A 17,344-nucleotide genomic window follows, 5' to 3' on the forward strand; every position below is an offset into this window, starting at 1 on the left:
TCGCCGGACTCGATGGTGGTGTCCGGCCAGTCGAGCGGCTCGGTCAGCCGGCTGGACAGCACCGTGACCGGGGACTCGAACATCCGCGTGATCCACCCGTCGAACAGGCCGCGGTCAAAGCCCGGGGCCAGGAACGGCGCGTTGGAGGTGTAGGTATTGGCCCCCAGCACCATGCGCAGCGGGTCGCGGAAGGCGGCGGCGCGGTGCTCGAGGAACTCGGGGCCCTGTTTGCCCCAGTAACCGCCCCAGTCGCCGGAGTGGTTGGCGAAACCGTCCAGCGTGGAGAAGACGTCGAAGGTGTAGGTGGCAGTCACGGTGACTCCTCAGGAGAAAACTGGTCGCGCCGCGCCCTGCGGCGGCCTCACCCCTGCTACGAACACCACCACCCCAACCCGACACACCTCCCGAACTTCATTAGAAAACTTTCCAGGCCCATCCGATTTGAGGGAGCGGTTGTGGTCCGAGCCCGCCTGCCTCAGGTGATCTTGCGATGTCGTTGGCGAGGTTTGCGGAAGCCCGGTGCGGAGCCGCGTAGGTGTTCGAGGCGGCCGTTGATCGCTTCGGTCGGTCCGCAGTAAGCGGCGGACGCGGTGTCGAGACGGTGCGAGTCGCTGATCAGCACGGGGCGACCCTCGGCCGGCACCGCGTCGTTCGCGGTGTCCCACGACACGGCCGGCGCCTCGGCGACTCGGGCGATCGTGAGGTGCCGGCACACGATGGCCTCGAAAGCCCGGCGCAGAGCAGGCCACGGCAGCAGGGCTCGCGGTTCGGTCACCCGGCTCGTGTTCCAGAAGAGCGCCGACCAGGGGATCAGCAGCCCGAGCCTGTCGGCTCGCGGCTCGTCCGCCTCGCTTCGCGGCGCTTCGCTGGATCGGGCGCACGTGACCGCGACGTAATCGGTGGCTGACAGCCGAACGCCCCGACCCATTGGTACCCGGGAGCTTCAGCGGGGTGTTCTGCTAGTCCGGTGACCACGACCGGCCCGGCGCCATCTCGGTCGCACCAGTACCCCGACCGCGCGCGGGGCTACGCACGCGACGTCGACCTGCTGCTCTCGGGGGCCCGGCGGGTTCGCGCGAAGCGCGACGAGGGTTGCGCGGAGACCGCTAGTCGGCGGGGCCGTCCTGCGTCAGGGCTTTCGCGTAGTTGGAGAGCGAGCGGTTGTAGCGGGGGAGATGGCGGGACAGGGCGCCCAGTGCGAGGCCGGTCGCCTCGCGTTCGCGTCCGACGTCGGTGAGCGCGAGCGCGAGGAACGCGGTGACGGCGTCGTCGAGTTCGTCCGAGCCTGCCTCACGTTCCGCGGTCAGGAGGGCGACGCTCTCCTCGGCGCGGCCGAGGTTCCGGAGCGTGCTGGCGTACTGGATCGTGGCCTGCCTGCGCCGCGTTTCGGGGAGTCCCGCGGCGAAGGCCCGCCGGTAGTGGTCGGCGGCCTCGGCCTCGTTGCCGATCGAGTCGTGCGCGGACGCCAGCTCGTACTCGCCGACGGCGTCGCCGGGCGGAAGCTCGGCGGTCAGGGCTTCCACCTTCCTGAGGAAGTCCCCGGGGTCGTGGTCGTCGAAAGCGCCCCAGAGGTCGGCCATTCGCTGTTCCCAGTCGGGCGCGGGGTTGATCATGATCGTCAGCATAGTCACCGGGCCCGTTCCGAGGAGGCGAGGTCGAGCCAGAGCGCGGCCGGGTGCCGGATCGAAGTGACGGTGTTCCAGACGACGTCGTGCGGCGCATGATGCAGCCGCGTGTCCGGGAAGCGACGGGTGAGCTCCCGCAGGACGACGGCCAGCTCCAGCCGGGCCAGCGGGGCGCCCAGGCAGGCATGGGGGCCGCTTCCGAAGGCGAGGTGGGAGTTCCGGGTGCGCTGGAAGTCGACGTGCTCGGGTTCCTCGAACACGTCCGGGTCGCGGTTGGCGCGGTCGATCGCCGGAATCACCAGGTCGCCCTCCCGCAGCCGAACGCCTCCGAGTTCCACCGCACGTACGGCCCGGCGCGGCTGCGCGGATTCGAAGGCGGTGCCGGGAGTGGTGCGCAGCAGCTCCTCGACTGCACGGGGAATGTGGTGGGGATGTGCCACGAGAAGCCGGTAGAGGGTCTCGCCGCCGTCTTTTCTGGTGGTGAGCAGCCGGAACAGGAAGCCCGCGATCGCGGCGGCGGTGGTCTCCCATCCCGCGATGACGAGACTGGCGGCCAGGAGCGCCGTCTCCTCCAGGCTGGTCCGCCGGCGGACGGCGTTCCCGGCGATCACGGAGAGCAGGCCGCCTTCCTCAGGGCGGGGTTCCGCGTCCACCATGAGTCCGCCGAGGCGTCCGGCCATGTAGGCGCTCATCTCCAGCATCGCGCGCTCGTTCTCGGCGGCGCGGTCGGCGCCCGTGGACAGGAACATGTCGCCCCACGTCCTGAACAGCGGCAGGTCGTCGTCCGGTAAGCCCATGGCGCCGCCGATGACGCCTAGGGTGAGGGGCAGGGCGAGTTGCTCGTTGACCTCGACCGGATCGCCCGCCTGGACGAGCGCGTCGAGCAGCCGGGAGGTGAGACGCTCGACCGCCGGCCGGTACCGGTCGATGCGGGCGGGCGCGAAGGCGTTGCCGACCAGGTCGCGGTGGACGCGATGCTCCCGGCCGTCCCGCGCCAGCATCGTCGGGGACGTGCGCGGATAGGGCGGGATCGCGTCGGCCTCCGCGCGTCGGAACGTGTCGTGTTCGCGCAGGACGCGCAGGCATTGCGCGTGCCCGGTGACCAGGAACGCCTCGTGCCCTTCCGGAAGGCGGACACGGGTGACGGGCGCGAGCCCGTCGTAGAGGGCGGACAGCCCCATCGGGTCGGCGGGCCGGTGCCCGTCGGCCGGGACGTCCTGACAAGGGAACGGGTAGCGCGGATGATCGGTCGCCGTCACGTCGGCTCCTCGCGGGCTCTGGACGTTCATCTGTCTGCCTCGAAAGTCGGCGGCACCCCCGCGCGTGTCAACCCGGGACGAGGTTGATGTGGCGCCGGCGACACATGGGGCCGGTGCAACCCGTGTGCAACGTGGGATGCGGCAGGATTGGACCACCCGGCCACGGTCGGGATCGCGGTCGCGCCGGTGCCAACCCACACATCTCGCACCGGCGCGGCCACCGAATCGCAGATCGGACGTCGGGGCCGCCCTCCTGCCGGTGCCGAGTCCGTTTGTCGGAGCGCACGCCCGGCAGTTCGGATCGTCCCCGACGCACGAAGTGCGCAGGTCACCGCGGGGGCTGGAATAGGCCGGGTCTGGATTGCCGGTGGCCGTGCTTCTCCTGCCACCGGCGCGGGCGCCAGCGCAAACGTCGCCAGCGTTCGGCGGTGCGAACGGGCGATGCCAGACAGACTTGGACTAGGCGCGGATTGGACCTGTTCCCTGGTGAGGACCTGGTCATATCGTCCGCCCATGCGTAACACACGACGTTTCGCCCTGGCGGCCGTGGCGGTGTTCCCGTTGATGGCCGCGCTGCCGACGGCGTCCGCCGCGGACTCCGGCGCGACCGCCGCCGGGACCGTCTTCTACCCCAATCCCGTCCAGCAGCTCGGCGACCAGTCCCTCACCGACGCGAAGGACGCCGACTACCCTGCCCTCGCGCCCGCCTACCGGCAGGTGACGCTCACCGACCTCGACGGGTCGGGCTCGCTCACCGGGCGGTACGTGCGGGTGAAGAGCGAGACCGGCAAGGCCGCCCGGATCGATGCCGGCGCGCTGCCCGCCTACCATCGCGACTCCGACCAGTTCGAGCAGGTGATGGGCTACTACTGGGTGACGACCGCGCAGCGGTACCTGCAGCACCTCGGGTTCGGGTCCGGTCTGCGCCCGGTGAACCAGCGGCAGATCGAGGTGCGGATCAACCAGTACGGCGGCGACAACTCCTTCTTCCGAGGAGACAAGGCGAACATCACGCTCGGCAAGGGCGGGGTGGACGACGCCGAGGACGCCGAGGTGATCGTCCACGAGTACGGCCACTCCGTGCAGGACGGCCAGGTCGCCGGGTTCGGGACGAACCTGGAGTCGGGCGCGATCGGGGAGGCGTTCGGCGACTACCTGGCGGTGGCGGTCACCGGTTGGGCGACCGGCACGCCGTCCAGGACCCCGGAGCCGTGCGTCGCCGACTGGGACTCGGTGTCCTACACGTCCGGGCCCACGCACTGCCTGCGGAGACTGGACGGGACGAAGCACTACCCCGAGGACATGGCCGGTGAGGTCCACGCCGACGGCGAGATCTGGTCGCGGGCCCTGGGGGACATCCGGCAGGCGCTCGGCGACGCCCGGGCGAGCACGCTGATCGTCGAGGCGCAGTTCGCGTTCGCGCCGGACACCTCGTTCAAGGCCGCAGCCGAGGCGACCGTCGCCGCGGCGCAGCGCCTCTACGGCGCGACGGCCGCGCGGGCCGCACGGGAGGCGTTCGCCGCACGGGGCATCCTGTGACCGCGTGATCGTCGGGGTCGTGGTGCGGTCGTAAGGGGTGTCGTAGCATTCGCTCATGATCACGGCCGCACTCGCCTTCGCCCTCGCGGCGATGATCGTCAACGTGGCGCCGGGGCTCGACACGTTTCTGGTGCTGCGGACCTCGGTCACACAGGGACGCCGCTGCGGGCTGGCCGCGGCGCTCGGCGTCATGGCCGGATGCGCGGTGTGGGGGCTCGCCACGGCGGCCGGCCTGACCGCTCTGCTGACCGCCTCGCACGTCGCGTACACCGCGGTGCGCGTCTGCGGTGCCGCCTACCTGGTGTGGCTCGGGGCGACGGCGCTCTGGCGCGTCAGGAGGAAGGCCGAGGCCGGACCTCCGGAGCCCGTCGTGGCCGCAGGGCGGCGTGCGGCCTTCCGCGCCGGGATCGGGACCAACCTGCTGAACCCCAAGGCGGGCGTCTTCTACATGAGCCTCGTCCCGCAGTTCCTGCCGCAAGGGGCGCCGGTGTTCGGCACGACGGTCCTGTTCACCGCGATCGACGTGGCCGAGCTGGCTCTCTGGTTCTGGGTCGTGTCGGGCGCGGCCGCCGCCATGGGGGAGCGGCTGCGGCGCCCGTCCTTCCGGCGGCGGATGGAGCAGCTCAGCGGGGTGGCCTTCCTCGGCTTCGCCGCGAACCTGCTGGCCGACCGGCCCTGACCGGGTGATCGTCGTCACCGGGCCGGGGCGCCGGGGTTGGGGCGAAATCGGCGGGCCGCCGTCCCGGACGCCGTAGGCTGCTCAGGTGACTGAGAAGCTGTGGCACATCGAGCCGTCGGGGCCGCTTCGCGGAGACGTCACCGTGCGCGGGGCGAAGAACGCGGTCAGCAAGCACATGGTCGCGGCGATGCTCGGGGACGGGCCGAGCACGATCGGCAACGCGCCGGACGTCGGTGAGGTCGGCATCACGGCGGGGATGCTGGAGCACGTCGGGATGACCGTGGAGCGGTCCGGCGGCGAGGTGACGGTCGTGCCGGGACCGGTGTCGGACCCGAGCGTCGGCAAGGCGTTCACCGGCCTGAACCGCATCCCGATCCTGATGCTGGGCCCGCTGCTGCACCTGGCCGGTGAGGCGTTCGTGCCGCTGGTCGGGGGCGACCCGATCGGGCGGCGGCCGGTCGACTTCCATGTGGAGGCGCTGCGGGCGTTCGGGGCCGAGGTGTCGCACGCCTCCGACGGGATCCACGCGCACGCCACGCGCCTGGTCGGGACGCGCATCGAACTGCCGTACCCGAGCGTCGGCGCCACCGAGACGGTGCTGCTGGCGGCGGTGCGGGCCGAGGGGAAGACCGTCATCCGCAACGCGGCGACCGAGCCGGAGATCACCGAGTTGGCGCTGTTCCTGCAGCGGATGGGCGCGCGGATCTCCTTCGCCCCCGACCGGCGCATCGTCGTGGAAGGCGTCGAGCGGCTGAGCGGAGCGCAGACGCGGCTGGGCGGCGACCGGATCGAGGCGTTCTCCTACCTGGTCGCGGGCCTGGTGACGGGGGGCGAGGTGCGGGTGCACGGGATCCAGCAGGACCGGCTCGTCACCGCCATCACGACGCTGACCAGGATGGGCGCCGAGTTCGAGATCACCGATGACTGGATCATGGCTTCCGCGCCCGGCGGCCTGCGACCCTCGGCGGTGCAGACCGACACCCACCCCGGGTTCGCGACCGACTGGCAGACGCCGCTGATGGTGCTGTTCACCCAGGCGGACGGCATGTCGGTGCTGCACGAGACCGTGTACGAGAACCGGCTCGCCTACGTCCCGGCGCTGCAGAGCATGGGCGCGGAGATCGAGGTCTACGACACGTGCCTGGGCGGTCCCGCCTGCCGGTACCACGACACGGCTGCGCTGCACTCGGCGGTGGTGCGCGGGGTGTCCAAGCTCCGGGGCGGCGACGTGACCATGCCCGACATCCGGGCCGGGTTCTCGGCGGTCCTGGCCGCGGCGGTCGCGGAGGGGCCGTCCACGCTGCGGGGCGTGCACCACATCGAGCGCGGCTACCACCGTCCGGTCGAGCAGTTCCGGACGCTGGGCCTGTCCCTGCGGGCGGGCTAGGACGGACGGCCTGGGGCCGGGGTCGTCCGGGGCCAGGTGAAGGTGAGCGACCCGCCGACGGGCAGGTCGTGCCAGAGCGGAGCCATGTCGTCCAGCCGGGCCAGGACGCGGTCCACCGCGGGCCCTTCCTCGGGCGGGATCGGCCGGGGCTCGGCCCACGCGGGGGTCTGCGCCCCGGCGCGGCGGCGCCAGGCGAGATCGCACAGGCCCGCCAGGTGCTCCGACCTTCCCATGTCGCCGGGATCGGACCGGTTGAGGAAGGCCTCCCGCCTCTTCAACCGACGCTGCTCCCTGGCCCGCCGCCGCGGGTCGCCGGGCTCCTCAACCGTCTCGTTGAAGCCGCCGCCGCCCCCTGCCGCGGCACGTCCGAACACGCCGGACGTGAGGCCCAGCTCCGCCTCGACCAGGTAGTGGACGAGATCATGCGGGATGTGGTCGTCGTAACCGGGGGCCGGATCCATCCGGCGCGGGTGCCGGCCCGGGAGGCTGACGACGGTGGCGTACCGGCGTTCACCCGTCCGCTCGAAACTCACGTCCATCCGGCCAGGCTAGGCCGATGCCCTCCCGCGCCGCATTCCCTTTTCCTACGGTGGTGATCAGACCTTCGAGGGGGCGCCGTGGAGTTCGATCGCACCGATCCGTATCCGTTCTACGCCCGGGCGCGCGAGGCCGCGGGGCTGACCTTCGTCCCCGAGCTGGACGCGTGGCTCGTCGCCCGGCACGCCGACGCGCGGGCGGTGCTGCGCGACCCGGAGACGTTCTCCTCGGCGAACGCGCTGCGGCCGGACGTGATGCCGGGGCCCGAGGCCGTCGCCGTGCTGCGGTCGCTGCCGCAGGGCCGCCCCGTCGTGCTCACGGCGGACGGCGACGACCACCGGCGGGTGCGCGAGCCGCTGACGCGGGGGCTGTCGCCGAAGCGGGTCGCCGCGGCCCTCCCGTTCATCACCCGCCGGGCCCGGGAACTGGTCGCGTCCTTCGCCGGCGACCACCGCGTCGAGCTGATGGAACGGTACGCGCGGATCCTGCCGGGCGAGGTGATCGGGCACATGCTCGGCATCGACCCGGCCGAGGTGCCCGCGCTCATCGAGGGCGGCTACCGGGCGGAGGACCTCGTCTTCCGGCCGATGGACACGGACGAGCAGGTCGCCGCCGCCGAGCAGGTCGCGGGCATGAAGCGGGTGCTGGACGCCCACGTGAGGAACCGGGAGCCGGGGCGGGACCTGTGCGGCGAGATGGCGCGCGCGATCGAGCCGCACGGCACGCTCATCTCCAACCTGCAGAACATCCTGCTGGCCGGGCACCTGACGACGACGGCGCTCATCGGGACGGCGGTGCTGCACCTGCTGCGGAACCGGGAGCAGTGGGAGCTGCTGTGCGCCCGGCCCGAGCTGATCCCGGCGGCCGTCGAGGAGGCCGCGCGCTTCGACACGGCCATCCAGGGGTTCCGCCGGGTCACGACCAGGCCGGTGCGGGTGGCGGGCACCGACCTGCCCGCGGGCGCCGAGGTCTTCGTCGCCTTCGCGGCCGCCGGGCGCGACCCGGCGGCCCATGACCGTCCCGACGAGTTCGACATCACCCGCGAGCCGGCGCGGCACCTGGCGTTCGGGCACGGCGTCCATGCGTGCCCGGGCTCGCAGCTGGCCCGCGAGCAGGTCCGCGTCACGCTGGAGGAGCTGACCGCGCGGCTGCCGGGCCTGCGCGTCGAGGAGCCGGTGGACATGCTGCCGAGCCTGATCCACCGCTCGCCCCGGGAGCTGATCCTTACCTGGTGATGGCCGAAACCTACAAGACGGGCGCGCCCGCGGCGGCCACGCTGGAGGCATGGACCTGACCAAGGCATCCGATTTCATGGCCACGCACGCGCGTCCCCTGGACCGCCGCCGCTTCGAACTGCTGACCGGGGAAGGCGACCGGGCCGCGATGCTCGCCGCGCTCAACGCCTACCGGAACCCTGACGGCGGGTACGGCCACGGCCTTGAGCCCGACCTGCGGTCGCGGACGAGCCAGCCGGGCCCCGCGCTGCACGCGTTCGAGGTCTTCGAGGAGCTCGCGCCGGTGACCGCTCCGGAGGCGGTCGCGCTCTGCGACTGGCTGGACTCGGTGACGCTGCCCGACGGCGGCCTGCCGTTCGCCCTGCACGTCCCCGATCCCGCCGGCTGCGCGCCGTTCTGGGCGGGGGCCGACCCCGGGACGTCCTCGCTGCAGATCACCGCCGTGGTCGCGGCCACGGCGCGGCGCGTCGCCGTCCACGACTCGGCGGTCGCGGGCCATCCCTGGCTCGACCGCGCCACCCGCTACTGCCTCGACGCCCTCCGCGCCAAGGACACGATGCACGCCCTGGAGGTGGAGTTCGCCATGTGGCTGGCCGACGCCGTCGACGACACCGAGGCCGTCGCCCTGCTCGGTGAGCACATCCCGGATGACGGCCTCCTCCGCGTGGAGGGCGGCCTGGAGGACGAGATGCTGCGCCCGCTCGACTTCGCGCCCTTCCCGGACCGCCCGGCCCGGTCCCTCTTCAAGCAGGACGTCGTGGCGGCCGAGCTTCGACGGCTCGACGGCATGCAGGAGGACGACGGCGGATGGCGCGTGGACTTCGCGTCCTACTCGCCCGCCGCCGAACTGGAGTGGCGCGGGTACGCCACCGTCAGGGCAGTCTCCATCCTGACCCGCAACGCCGACGGCTAGCGGCCGTCCGGGGCGGGGCGGGTGCGCGTGGGATCCTGGGGGCGCAGGCCACATCCGACCGGCACCGGAGGCTCCCGATGGACAACGGCCCGGGTCACACGGCGCTTACCCCGCTGGTGTTCCTCGAACGGTCGGCGCAGGTGTTCCCCGGCAAGACCGCCTACGCCTACGGGGACCGGCGCGCCGCCTACGCCGAGTTCGCCGCCGAGACGACCCGGCTGGCGAACGCACTGCGCGCCCTGGGGGTCGAGCCCGGAGACCGGGTCGCCTACCTGGCGCCCAACATCCCCGAGCTCCTCGTCGCGCACTTCGCCGTGCCGCTCGCCGGGGCCGTGCTCGTCGCGATCAACACGCGGCTGGCGCCGGACGAGATCCGCTACATCCTCGACCATTCGGGCGCGAAGGCGCTGGTCGTGGAGGCCGGGCTGCATCCGTCCGTGGCGCCGCTCGCGGACGGCCTGCCCCTGACGGTCACCATTCCCGCGTCCGGCGCCGAGCCCGACCCGGCGGTCGGCGGAATCGGCTACGAGGAGCTGATGGCGCGCGGCTCGGACGACCCGCTGCCCTGGGCCGTCCGGGACGAGAACGCCGCCATCTCGATCAACTACACGTCCGGTACCACGGGACGCCCGAAGGGCGTCGTCTACACGCACCGGGGCGCCTACCTCAACGCGCTCGGCGAGGTCGTGCACTCGCGGCACACGCCCGAGAGCGTCTACCTGTGGACGCTGCCGATGTTCCACTGCAACGGCTGGTGCACGCCGTGGGCGCTCACCGCGATCGGCGCGACGCAGGTGTGCCTGCGCGCCGTCGTCGCCGCGGAGATCTGGCGGCTCATCGACACCGAGGGCGTCACCCACCTCAACGGCGCCCCGACCGTCCTCGTGACGATCGTGAACGCGGCGGAGGCGCACCCGCTGGAGCGGCCGCTGACCGTCACGACGGCGGGCGCGCCGCCGAGCCCGACGATCATCGGGCAGACGGAGGGGCTCGGGGCGGACATCGTGCACGTGTACGGGCTGACGGAGACCTACGGCCCGTACTCGGTGTGCGAGCCGCAGCCCGGCTGGGCGGCGCTGCCCACCGGGGACCGGGCCCGGCTGCTGGCCAGGCAGGGCGTCGGCATGATCCAGACCGACGGGCTGCGGGTCGTCGACGGCGACATGAACGACGTCCCGGCCGACGGGACGACGCTCGGCGAGATCGTCATGCGCGGCAACAACGTCATGAAGGGCTACCACCGGGACGAGGAGGCCACCGCGCACGCGTTCCGCGGCGGCTGGTTCCACTCCGGCGACCTCGGCGTCCGGCACCCCGACGGCTACGTCGAGCTGCGCGACCGGTCCAAGGACATCATCGTCTCCGGCGGGGAGAACATCTCCACGGTCGAGGTCGAGCGGGCGATCGACTCGCACCCGGCCGTGCTGGAGGTCGCGGTCGTCGCGGTGCCGGACGACAGGTGGGGCGAACGCCCCAAGGCGTTCGTGGTCCTGCGCGACGGGCGCACCGCCACCGAGGCCGAGCTGGTCGAGCACGTCCGGGCGAGCCTCGCCCGGTACAAGGCGCCCGACGCGGTGGAGTTCGTCGCCGAGCTGCCCAAGACCTCCACCGGGAAGATCCAGAAGTTCCAGCTCCGCGAGCGGGAGTGGGCGGGCCACGACCGCCGCGTCCAGGGCTGAGGACGCCGCCGGCGCGGCGCCGATCAGTAGCGCCGCTCCTCGCGCCCGTAGCCGAGCTGTTCGGCCACGTCGGCGACGTTCTCGTACTCGCGCTTCGGCAGCGTCCGCAGCTGGTCGAGCGCCCCGTCCGGGGCGCCGCCCTCGGCCGCGTGCCGGACCAGCTCGTTCGGGCGGGCCGGGTAGCGGACACCGCTGAGCATCCGGGCCAGGGCGCTGCGGCCCTCCACGTCCTGCGCGCTCATCCCGGGCGGGGAGCCCTCCCGGTCACCGGCGACGGCCGCCGCCGGGTCGGCGGGGTAGTCGTTGGAGAACGGCTCGGTCTCCTTGAACTCCTCGGCGTGCGTGGGATGGCCCCCGCTGACCATGCCCTGGGTCTCGCGGCCGATCTCCTCGTCCAGCCTCGCGCCGTGCTTGTCGCTCTTGTCTGGCATTTCGTCCTCCCTTCGCACCTACCGGATGGAACGTTCCCAGGCGCGCGTGTCCCAACACGCGGGGATCTCGCGGCGGCGGCGCGGTACGGTGTGGCGCATGCTGCCGGAAGAGGGCGTGAACGCGGTCCGGGTCGTGGTCGGGCTGCTGGTCCGCGGCGACTACGAGGAGCTGGAGACCCTCACCGAGGGCCGCAGGCTGAGCGCCGTGGAGATGGCCGGCGCGGTGACCGCCTCCGGGCGCGACCTGATCAGTCCGCCCGACGACGCCTTCTCCGACCTGGAGGTGGCCGAGATCGAGCAGGTCCCGGGCGGGGAGCGCGCCTTCCGGGTGGCGCTCCCGCTGTGGACCGCGCAGGAAGGACTCTCCGCGCTGGCGCTGCGGCTCACCCTGACCGAGGTCATGGACGGCGTGTGGACCGTCGAGGTGGACGGCATCGAAGAGGCGGCCGCCGGGTGAGCCGGATGGCCGCCGGTCAGGACTGCGAGAGACGCATCATCCGCAGGACGCGCCGCACCAGCGAGTCATGCCCGTCCTCGCCCGGTTCCTCCTGCTCGGCCGCCTCCTCGGCGGCGGCGGAGGACTGCGGCTCCGGCGGGTCCCCGGCCAGTTCGTAGGTGACCGGCAGCGACCGCAGGCCGCGCATCAGCGGGGACGAGCGCCACGGAAGCCGGTCGGCCGGCACCGCGAGCCGCAGCCCGGAGAACCGGTCGAACAGCCGCTCCACCGCGATCGTGGTGATGGTGGTGGCGAGGTCGCGGCCGAGGCAGGCGTGCGGACCGGCGCTCCACGCCAGGTGGGCGCGCGAGCTGTAGATCGAGTCGGGCCCGCCGCCAGCCGCGAAGGCCGGGTCCTGGTGCGCCGCGGCGGGTGAGACCATGACCGGGTCGCCCGCCGCGATCTGGAACCGGCCGAGGCGCACGTCGGTCTTGGCCCACCGGAACGCCAGGTTCGCCATCGGCGGGTTGGCGGCCGCGGCCCGGTTGATCGCCTCCTGCAGCATCCCGGCCGACAGGCTGTCGCGGGCGCCGGTCTCGCCGATGAGCACCTCGGTGACGGTGTTGCTGATCAGCGTTCCGGTCACGTCGCCGACGAGGCCGGTCATCATCGCCATCTCGGCGGTCAGTTCCTCGGCGGTCAGGTCGGGCACGGCGGCGAGCATGAAGGACGGCAGGTCCTCGCCGGGGGCCGCGACCCGCGCCGCGCACAGGTCCGCGACCCGTGCGATCAGCCGGGCGGACGCCTCCTGGGCGTCCGGGCCCGCGTCCATCACCCGCCACAGGTCGCTGATCAGCTCGTCGCCGTCGTCGGCCCCGGAACCGAGCAGCCGACCGATCACCATCAACGGCAGCGGCCGCGCGTACTGCGCCGACAGGTCCGCCGACCCGGACCGGCCGCCGCCCTCGCAGATCACTGTGAGCAGTTCGTCGGCGTACCGCCGGACGGCCTGCTCCAGCGCCTTCGCCTCCGGTCGGCTCCGGTCCTGGAACGGCCGCAGGCCCTCGCTCCAGGCGCCGCGCAGCCGGGTGGAGTCGGCGCCGTCGCGGAACCCGCTGTTGTCCGACTCGACCACCGGCAGCATCGGCCAGTCGGCCGGGACCTCGCCCTCCCGGTACGCGCGCCAGGTGCCGACCCTCCGGCTCCAGTTCCCGCGCGCGTCGCGCAGGATGTCGAGCGTCTGGGCGTAGCCGATGACGAGCCAGGCCGGCACCCCGAGGACGTCCACCGGCGCGACGGGGCCGTACTCGGCCCGCAGCCGCTCGTAGAACGCCGCGGGACGGGTCTCGTGGTCGCGGTTCAGCAGCGGCTGGACGGCGAGCGCCTCCAGCGGCAGATGGGCGGGGACGGGCTCGGCCTGCGGCGTCTGGGGCTCCACGTGCACAAACCCTAGGAGAGAACGTTTGCCGACGGCCGGTTTATGCTGGAATCTCCCACGGCGATCTTTCGGCGTGCACGAGCCCGCCATCGCGGGTTGTGTGACGCTAGGGGTGCCCATACACGAGCTGGAGGTCCGCATGGCCGACTCCGCAGGAGCGCCCGAAGACGGCGAGGACGAGGTGAAGCGCAGGTTCCGGGAGGCCCTGGAGCGCAAGCGCGGCGCGGAGGGAAAGAACGGAGGCGCCGGCGGCCGGAGCGGCTCGAAGGTGCGCGGCACCCACGAGCGCGCCGACCACCAGCGGCAGTTCCGCCGCAAGAGCGGCTGACCGGGCCGCACCGGTAGGCAGACCCCCGCGCGGAAAGGCGCGGGGGTCGCTCCGTTCCTCCGGCGCCGCCCACGGCGATCGCGAGCGGGCGCCCAGGTCCGGCCGCCGGCCGGATCAGCCCTGGTAGAGCTTCTTGCTGTAGTTCGCCTCGCTGTAGTACTCCCGGAGCTCCTCCACGCTCTCCTCGGTGTACTGGACGTCCTTGACGATCCGGGCGTGCGGCGGCAGAGCCTCCGGATTCCACGACTCCGGCTTCCACAGCTTCGAGCGCATGAGCGCCTTCGCGCAGTGGAAGAAGATCTGCTCGATGTCCACGACGAGCGCGAGGGCCGGCCGGTGCCCCTTGACGACCATCTCGTCGAAGAACGGGGCGTCCCGGACCAGCGTGGCCCGGCCGTTGATCCGCAGCGTCTCGGTGCGCCCCGGCACGAGGAAGATCAGGCCGACGTGCGGGTTGCTCAGCACGTTCATGAACCCGTCCACGCGGCGGTTGCCGGGACGGTCCGGGACGGCGATCGTCGTGCCGTCGATGACGTGCACGAACCCCGGAGGGTCGCCCTTGGGGGAGACGTCGCAGTTTCCGGCGGCGTCACTGGTGGCGATCAGGCAGAACGGGGACCGGGCGAGCCACTCGCGGTCCCAGTCGTGCAGCGCGACCCGCTCCTTGTCGATCGCCCGCCGCATCGGCGTGCCGAGAAGCTCGCGCAGCTCCGCCGGAGAGGTGATCGCAGTGAACTCGGGGGCGACCGTCATCGCCGCTCCTTCCGCCGGGGAGAATCCGAAGATCAGCGTAACCCGGGCTGTTCCGGGCGCCCGGCGGCAGGGTCGTCCCTACCGGCGGGGTCGTCCCTACCGGCGGCCGTGTCGCGGCCCACTCGTCCGGGGCCGCGACACGGTCGACCGGCCGCCGCTCCGGGCGCCGGGCCGAGGGCCGCGGCGCCCGTGGGAAGGGGCGGCGTTTCTCAGTGGGAGTACTCCGCACGGGTTTCTCATACAGACTCGGGGGCGCACCGAAACTCATCGCCCGCACCGGACCTGATCGCCCGTGCGCGTCAGCGCCGCGCGGCGTAGCGGCGGACGCCGCCCTCGTCGTGGGCGTCCAGGACGCCCCGGTCGGCGAGGACGTCCAGGTGCGCCTCGATCTCCAGCACGGCCAGCATCCGGCTGAACGCGTCCAGGTCGTCGAGGCTGCGCCTGCGGCGCGTCCACGGCATCGCGCCCGCCACCTCGAACGCCGTGCCGCGCCCGGCGCGAACCTGCGCGGCGGCGGCGTCCAGCCGCTCGGCGTGGTGCTCCAGCAGCTCGTCGATCCGGATGTGCACGCTCGGCCGCACGGGACCGTGCGCGGGCAGCAGCACGGTGTCCGGCATGTCGCGGACCAGCCGCAGCGACTCCAGGTAGCTGCGCAGCGGCTTGGGCTCAGGCTCGGTCTCCAGACCGATGGACGGCGAGATGTGCGGGAGGATGTGGTCGCCCGCGAACAGCAGCCCGGCCGCCGCGTCGCGCAGGACGATGTGGCCGCGGGTGTGCCCCGGTGTGGCGAACACGTCCAGGCCGCGTTCCGTGAGGGCGACGCGCTCCCCGTCGTCCAGCCACGCGTCCGGCATCGTGTGCGGCACGTCCTGCTCGGAACGCTCCAGGGGCCGGCCCGCGATCTCGTCGGCCACCTCGTCCGCGCCGCACCGGCGCAGCAGTTCCACCTGCCGGGGGTGCAGCCCCCGGCGAGCGTCGAACGCCTCGATCGACGGCCGCTCGCCCCGCCCGATCCGCACTCGCGTCCCGAACGAGTCGCGCAGCGCCAGGGCCTGCGAGTAGTGGTCCCAGTGGGCGTGGGTGACGAGGAACTGCGCCACGTCGTCCAGCCGGTGGCCGAGGGTGGCGAGCGCGCCTTCGAGCGAGGCCTTCGTGTCGGGCATGGCCCAGCCGGAGTCAACGACGACGAGGCCTTCGGCGTCCTCGATGACGTACACGTTGACGGCGTGCAGCGACGGGATCGGCAGCGCGAGGGGGACCCGGTGCACCCCCGGCGCCACCGGATGAGCGCCCGGCTCGGTCCAGTCAGTCGGCTGCTCCACGACCGGTGCCCCCACCGCGCCCCCTTGATTGTCGAATCACGTTCGGGACGAACCTACTTCATCCCGGACATCCCCTTTGATCCCCGCCCCGCTCCGGTCGAGGGTCGACCAGGGTCGCGGGCGGCGGCGCGGCGGGCTTCGGCGGCGGCCTTGCGGGCCTCGCGCACGGCCTCCTCGGCGCGGGCGCGGTTCTGCTCGGCGCGGTCCGCTCTTCGGGACGCGGCGTCCCGCTCGGCGATCGCCCGTTCCAGTTCGTGCCGGAGCTGCCCCACCTTGGCGGACACTTCCTGCATCTCGCGTTGGGCCGCGTCGGCGCGCTCCTCGCGTTCGGCCAGTTTGTCCTCTGCCTGCTCGGCGCGCCTGCGCAGTGTCTCCGCCCGCTTGGCGCGGGCGGCGCTCGTGCGCGTGACGTTCGATCTCGCCGGTTCCGCCTTCCTCTCAGGCGGTTGCTCCTGCTCGGCGGGCTTCTCCTCGGGCTTCGGCCTCGCGCGTTCTTCCCGGTCCGCGGGCGCCGTCGCGAACCCGGCGGGGACGAAGCCGGAATGGCTGCGGGGCTGCGACAGCCGTCCTTCGCGGACCTCCTCGGCGATGCCGGCGTCCACCGTGGCGGCCTGGAGGGTGTCCTCCACCTCGCGGACGGCCTGCTCGCGCAGCGCGCCGCCCGCGTCCGCGGCGAGTTCGCCGGCGGTCCGCACGAGCGACCCGACGAGCCTGGCGCGGCGCTGCTCCAGGTCCCCGAGGCCGCGGCCCGAGCCCCAGGCCGCCCGCATCTCCTCCCCGGCGTCCAGCAGCCCGGCGAGGTCGTCCGCGGCCGAGCGCGCCAGGAGGTTCACCGCCCACGCCGAGAGCGTGGGGCGCCGCAGCGCCCCGATCCGCTTCGCGAGCGCGGCGTCGCCCGCCCTCCTGGCCTCCTGGGCCAGGCGCTTCCGGGTCTCCACGAAGTCGGCGGGCAGGACGCCGTACAGGTCGTCGGCCGCACTGGAGAAGTCCACGTCCGATCTCTACCCGCACTGGAAGCGCGTGCATCGGGGTGGACGGGGGTGGTCATGGCTGTCATACTCGTCCGCGAATACTCGTTCACGAGGAGGCCGAGATGGCCAAGCGGCGCAAAGTGAGCAACCTGCTGGGGCTCGCCGTGTTGTCGACCGTCTCCGCCAAGCCGATGCATCCGTACGAGATGGCGTCGCTGATGCGTGCCCGCGGCAAGGACCGCGACATGGACATCAAGTGGGGCTCGCTCTACACCGTGGTCGGCAACCTGGAGAAGCACGGGTTCCTGGCCGTCGAGGGAAGCGCCCGGGACGGGGCTCGGCCCGAGCGCACCGTCTACGGCATCACCGACGCGGGACGGGACGAGCTGGCCGACTGGGTCCGGGAGTTGGTCGGGGTGCCCGAGCGGGAGCGGCCGCGGTTCGAGGCGGGGCTCTCGGTCCTCGGCGCGCTCGGCCCCGACGAGGTGGCGGCGCTGCTGCGCGGCCGCCTCGACGCGATGGAGCGGGAGATCGCCGCCGACCGGGCCGCGCTGGAGGCCGAGACGGAGGTGCCGCGCCTCTTCCTGCTGGAGGCCGAGTACGACCTCGCCATGCGGCGCGCCGAGCTCGCATGGGTGCGCGGCCTCCTCACCGAGATCGAGGACGGCACGCTGCCGCACCTCGACCTGTGGCGCTCCTTCCACGCGACCGGCGAGATGCCGCCCGAGATCGCCGAGCTGGCGGAGAGGGGAGCCCCGGAGGACTAGCGAGCGGAAGGCCCGGCGGCGGTGCTGCAACACCGCCCCCGGGCC

At 72.9% G+C, this 17,344-nt stretch carries 17 protein-coding genes and 2 pseudogenes; 9 read left to right on the forward strand and 10 right to left on the reverse strand.

Annotation, left to right across the window (positions count from 1 at the left end; translation table 11 throughout):
• The 4 genes and pseudogenes from AB0H37_RS29500 to AB0H37_RS29515 form a co-directional block, all read right to left on the reverse strand.
• Positions 1 to 314 (reverse strand): annotated as a pseudogene (locus tag AB0H37_RS29500) (deaminase); the annotation flags it as partial.
• A 293-nt stretch (positions 315 to 607) separates the two neighbouring features.
• Positions 608 to 769 (reverse strand): annotated as a pseudogene (locus AB0H37_RS29505) (ISL3 family transposase); the annotation flags it as partial.
• A gap of 337 nt (positions 770 to 1,106) precedes the next feature.
• On the reverse strand, positions 1,107 to 1,613 hold the full coding sequence (locus AB0H37_RS29510) for a tetratricopeptide repeat protein (RefSeq protein ID WP_360616439.1): 507 nt from the start codon (positions 1,611 to 1,613) through the stop codon (positions 1,107 to 1,109).
• A 14-nt stretch (positions 1,614 to 1,627) separates the two neighbouring features.
• Positions 1,628 to 2,884 carry a cytochrome P450 gene (locus AB0H37_RS29515; protein WP_360616440.1) on the reverse strand — a complete coding sequence of 419 codons (1,257 nt, stop codon included), beginning with the start codon at positions 2,882 to 2,884 and terminating at the stop codon, positions 1,628 to 1,630.
• Positions 2,885 to 3,397: 513 nt separating this feature from the next.
• Between AB0H37_RS29515 and AB0H37_RS29520 the strand changes: the two genes are divergently transcribed.
• The 3 genes from AB0H37_RS29520 to murA all read left to right on the forward strand — a co-directional run bounded on the left by AB0H37_RS29520 (position 3,398) and on the right by murA (position 6,489).
• Entirely contained in the window at positions 3,398 to 4,423 is a 1,026-nt protein-coding gene (locus AB0H37_RS29520; RefSeq protein WP_360616441.1) for a M4 family metallopeptidase, read from the forward strand.
• A gap of 55 nt (positions 4,424 to 4,478) precedes the next feature.
• The gene (locus tag AB0H37_RS29525) at positions 4,479 to 5,102 is read left to right on the forward strand and encodes a LysE family translocator (RefSeq protein ID WP_329091751.1); all 624 of its coding nucleotides are present in this window, start codon (positions 4,479 to 4,481) and stop codon (positions 5,100 to 5,102) included.
• Positions 5,103 to 5,187: 85 nt separating this feature from the next.
• Complete coding sequence (gene murA / locus AB0H37_RS29530; protein WP_360616442.1) at positions 5,188 to 6,489, forward strand: UDP-N-acetylglucosamine 1-carboxyvinyltransferase; 1,302 nt, start codon at positions 5,188 to 5,190, stop codon at positions 6,487 to 6,489.
• On the opposite strand, the gene AB0H37_RS29535 is transcribed toward murA, so the two are convergent.
• A complete protein-coding gene (locus tag AB0H37_RS29535; protein ID WP_360616443.1) occupies positions 6,486 to 7,028 on the reverse strand; it encodes a hypothetical protein in 543 nt (180 codons plus the stop codon). The genes murA and AB0H37_RS29535 overlap by 4 nt on opposite strands.
• 78 nt (positions 7,029 to 7,106) lie before the next feature.
• Here AB0H37_RS29535 and AB0H37_RS29540 point away from each other — a divergent pair, with 78 nt between their 5' ends.
• The 3 genes from AB0H37_RS29540 to AB0H37_RS29550 all read left to right on the forward strand — a co-directional run bounded on the left by AB0H37_RS29540 (position 7,107) and on the right by AB0H37_RS29550 (position 10,853).
• The gene (locus AB0H37_RS29540) at positions 7,107 to 8,261 is read left to right on the forward strand and encodes a cytochrome P450 (RefSeq protein WP_360616444.1); all 1,155 of its coding nucleotides are present in this window, start codon (positions 7,107 to 7,109) and stop codon (positions 8,259 to 8,261) included.
• Between the two features lie 49 nt (positions 8,262 to 8,310).
• Entirely contained in the window at positions 8,311 to 9,174 is an 864-nt protein-coding gene (locus tag AB0H37_RS29545) for a hypothetical protein (RefSeq protein WP_329091746.1), read from the forward strand.
• Positions 9,175 to 9,251: 77 nt separating this feature from the next.
• Positions 9,252 to 10,853 carry a long-chain-fatty-acid--CoA ligase gene (locus tag AB0H37_RS29550; protein ID WP_360616445.1) on the forward strand — a complete coding sequence of 534 codons (1,602 nt, stop codon included), beginning with the start codon at positions 9,252 to 9,254 and terminating at the stop codon, positions 10,851 to 10,853.
• Positions 10,854 to 10,876: 23 nt separating this feature from the next.
• Here AB0H37_RS29550 and AB0H37_RS29555 read toward each other — a convergent pair whose 3' ends face one another.
• A complete protein-coding gene (locus AB0H37_RS29555) occupies positions 10,877 to 11,284 on the reverse strand; it encodes a DUF2795 domain-containing protein (protein ID WP_329091742.1) in 408 nt (135 codons plus the stop codon).
• Positions 11,285 to 11,381: 97 nt separating this feature from the next.
• Between AB0H37_RS29555 and AB0H37_RS29560 the strand changes: the two genes are divergently transcribed.
• The gene (locus AB0H37_RS29560) at positions 11,382 to 11,741 is read left to right on the forward strand and encodes a hypothetical protein (protein WP_360616446.1); all 360 of its coding nucleotides are present in this window, start codon (positions 11,382 to 11,384) and stop codon (positions 11,739 to 11,741) included.
• A gap of 16 nt (positions 11,742 to 11,757) precedes the next feature.
• On the opposite strand, the gene AB0H37_RS29565 is transcribed toward AB0H37_RS29560, so the two are convergent.
• The gene (locus AB0H37_RS29565; protein ID WP_360616447.1) at positions 11,758 to 13,158 is read right to left on the reverse strand and encodes a cytochrome; all 1,401 of its coding nucleotides are present in this window, start codon (positions 13,156 to 13,158) and stop codon (positions 11,758 to 11,760) included.
• A 139-nt stretch (positions 13,159 to 13,297) separates the two neighbouring features.
• On the opposite strand from AB0H37_RS29565, the gene AB0H37_RS29570 reads away from it, so the two are divergent.
• Complete coding sequence (locus AB0H37_RS29570; protein WP_179834432.1) at positions 13,298 to 13,486, forward strand: DUF5302 domain-containing protein; 189 nt, start codon at positions 13,298 to 13,300, stop codon at positions 13,484 to 13,486.
• 114 nt (positions 13,487 to 13,600) lie between these two features.
• Here AB0H37_RS29570 and AB0H37_RS29575 read toward each other — a convergent pair whose 3' ends face one another.
• The 3 genes from AB0H37_RS29575 to AB0H37_RS29585 all read right to left on the reverse strand — a co-directional run bounded on the left by AB0H37_RS29575 (position 13,601) and on the right by AB0H37_RS29585 (position 16,553).
• The gene (locus tag AB0H37_RS29575; RefSeq protein WP_179834433.1) at positions 13,601 to 14,239 is read right to left on the reverse strand and encodes a pyridoxamine 5'-phosphate oxidase family protein; all 639 of its coding nucleotides are present in this window, start codon (positions 14,237 to 14,239) and stop codon (positions 13,601 to 13,603) included.
• Between the two features lie 299 nt (positions 14,240 to 14,538).
• Positions 14,539 to 15,561, reverse strand: coding sequence for an MBL fold metallo-hydrolase (locus AB0H37_RS29580; RefSeq protein WP_329091735.1), 1,023 nt, complete (start codon positions 15,559 to 15,561; stop codon positions 14,539 to 14,541).
• Positions 15,562 to 15,614: 53 nt separating this feature from the next.
• The gene (locus AB0H37_RS29585) at positions 15,615 to 16,553 is read right to left on the reverse strand and encodes a hypothetical protein (protein WP_360616448.1); all 939 of its coding nucleotides are present in this window, start codon (positions 16,551 to 16,553) and stop codon (positions 15,615 to 15,617) included.
• Between the two features lie 101 nt (positions 16,554 to 16,654).
• Between AB0H37_RS29585 and AB0H37_RS29590 the strand changes: the two genes are divergently transcribed.
• Positions 16,655 to 17,299, forward strand: a complete 645-nt coding sequence (locus tag AB0H37_RS29590; protein WP_360616449.1) for a PadR family transcriptional regulator — start codon at positions 16,655 to 16,657, stop codon at positions 17,297 to 17,299.
• Positions 17,300 to 17,344 lie beyond the last annotated feature (45 nt).

The organism is Actinomadura sp. NPDC023710 (assembly GCF_040639875.1).
In the GTDB taxonomy this organism is placed as follows: Bacteria; Actinomycetota; Actinomycetes; order Streptosporangiales; family Streptosporangiaceae; genus Spirillospora; species Spirillospora citrea.

Coding starts and splice junctions, on each gene's coding strand:
- AB0H37_RS29510 (WP_360616439.1), bottom strand. CDS start 1,613: ATGATCAACCCCGCGCCCGACTGGGAACAGCGAATGGCCGACCTCTGG.
- AB0H37_RS29520 (WP_360616441.1), top strand. CDS start 3,398: ATGCGTAACACACGACGTTTCGCCCTGGCGGCCGTGGCGGTGTTCCCG.
- AB0H37_RS29525 (WP_329091751.1), top strand. CDS start 4,479: ATGATCACGGCCGCACTCGCCTTCGCCCTCGCGGCGATGATCGTCAAC.
- AB0H37_RS29535 (WP_360616443.1), bottom strand. CDS start 7,028: ATGGACGTGAGTTTCGAGCGGACGGGTGAACGCCGGTACGCCACCGTC.
- AB0H37_RS29545 (WP_329091746.1), top strand. CDS start 8,311: ATGGACCTGACCAAGGCATCCGATTTCATGGCCACGCACGCGCGTCCC.
- AB0H37_RS29550 (WP_360616445.1), top strand. CDS start 9,252: ATGGACAACGGCCCGGGTCACACGGCGCTTACCCCGCTGGTGTTCCTC.
- AB0H37_RS29555 (WP_329091742.1), bottom strand. CDS start 11,284: ATGCCAGACAAGAGCGACAAGCACGGCGCGAGGCTGGACGAGGAGATC.
- AB0H37_RS29560 (WP_360616446.1), top strand. CDS start 11,382: ATGCTGCCGGAAGAGGGCGTGAACGCGGTCCGGGTCGTGGTCGGGCTG.
- AB0H37_RS29570 (WP_179834432.1), top strand. CDS start 13,298: ATGGCCGACTCCGCAGGAGCGCCCGAAGACGGCGAGGACGAGGTGAAG.
- AB0H37_RS29575 (WP_179834433.1), bottom strand. CDS start 14,239: ATGACGGTCGCCCCCGAGTTCACTGCGATCACCTCTCCGGCGGAGCTG.
- AB0H37_RS29590 (WP_360616449.1), top strand. CDS start 16,655: ATGGCCAAGCGGCGCAAAGTGAGCAACCTGCTGGGGCTCGCCGTGTTG.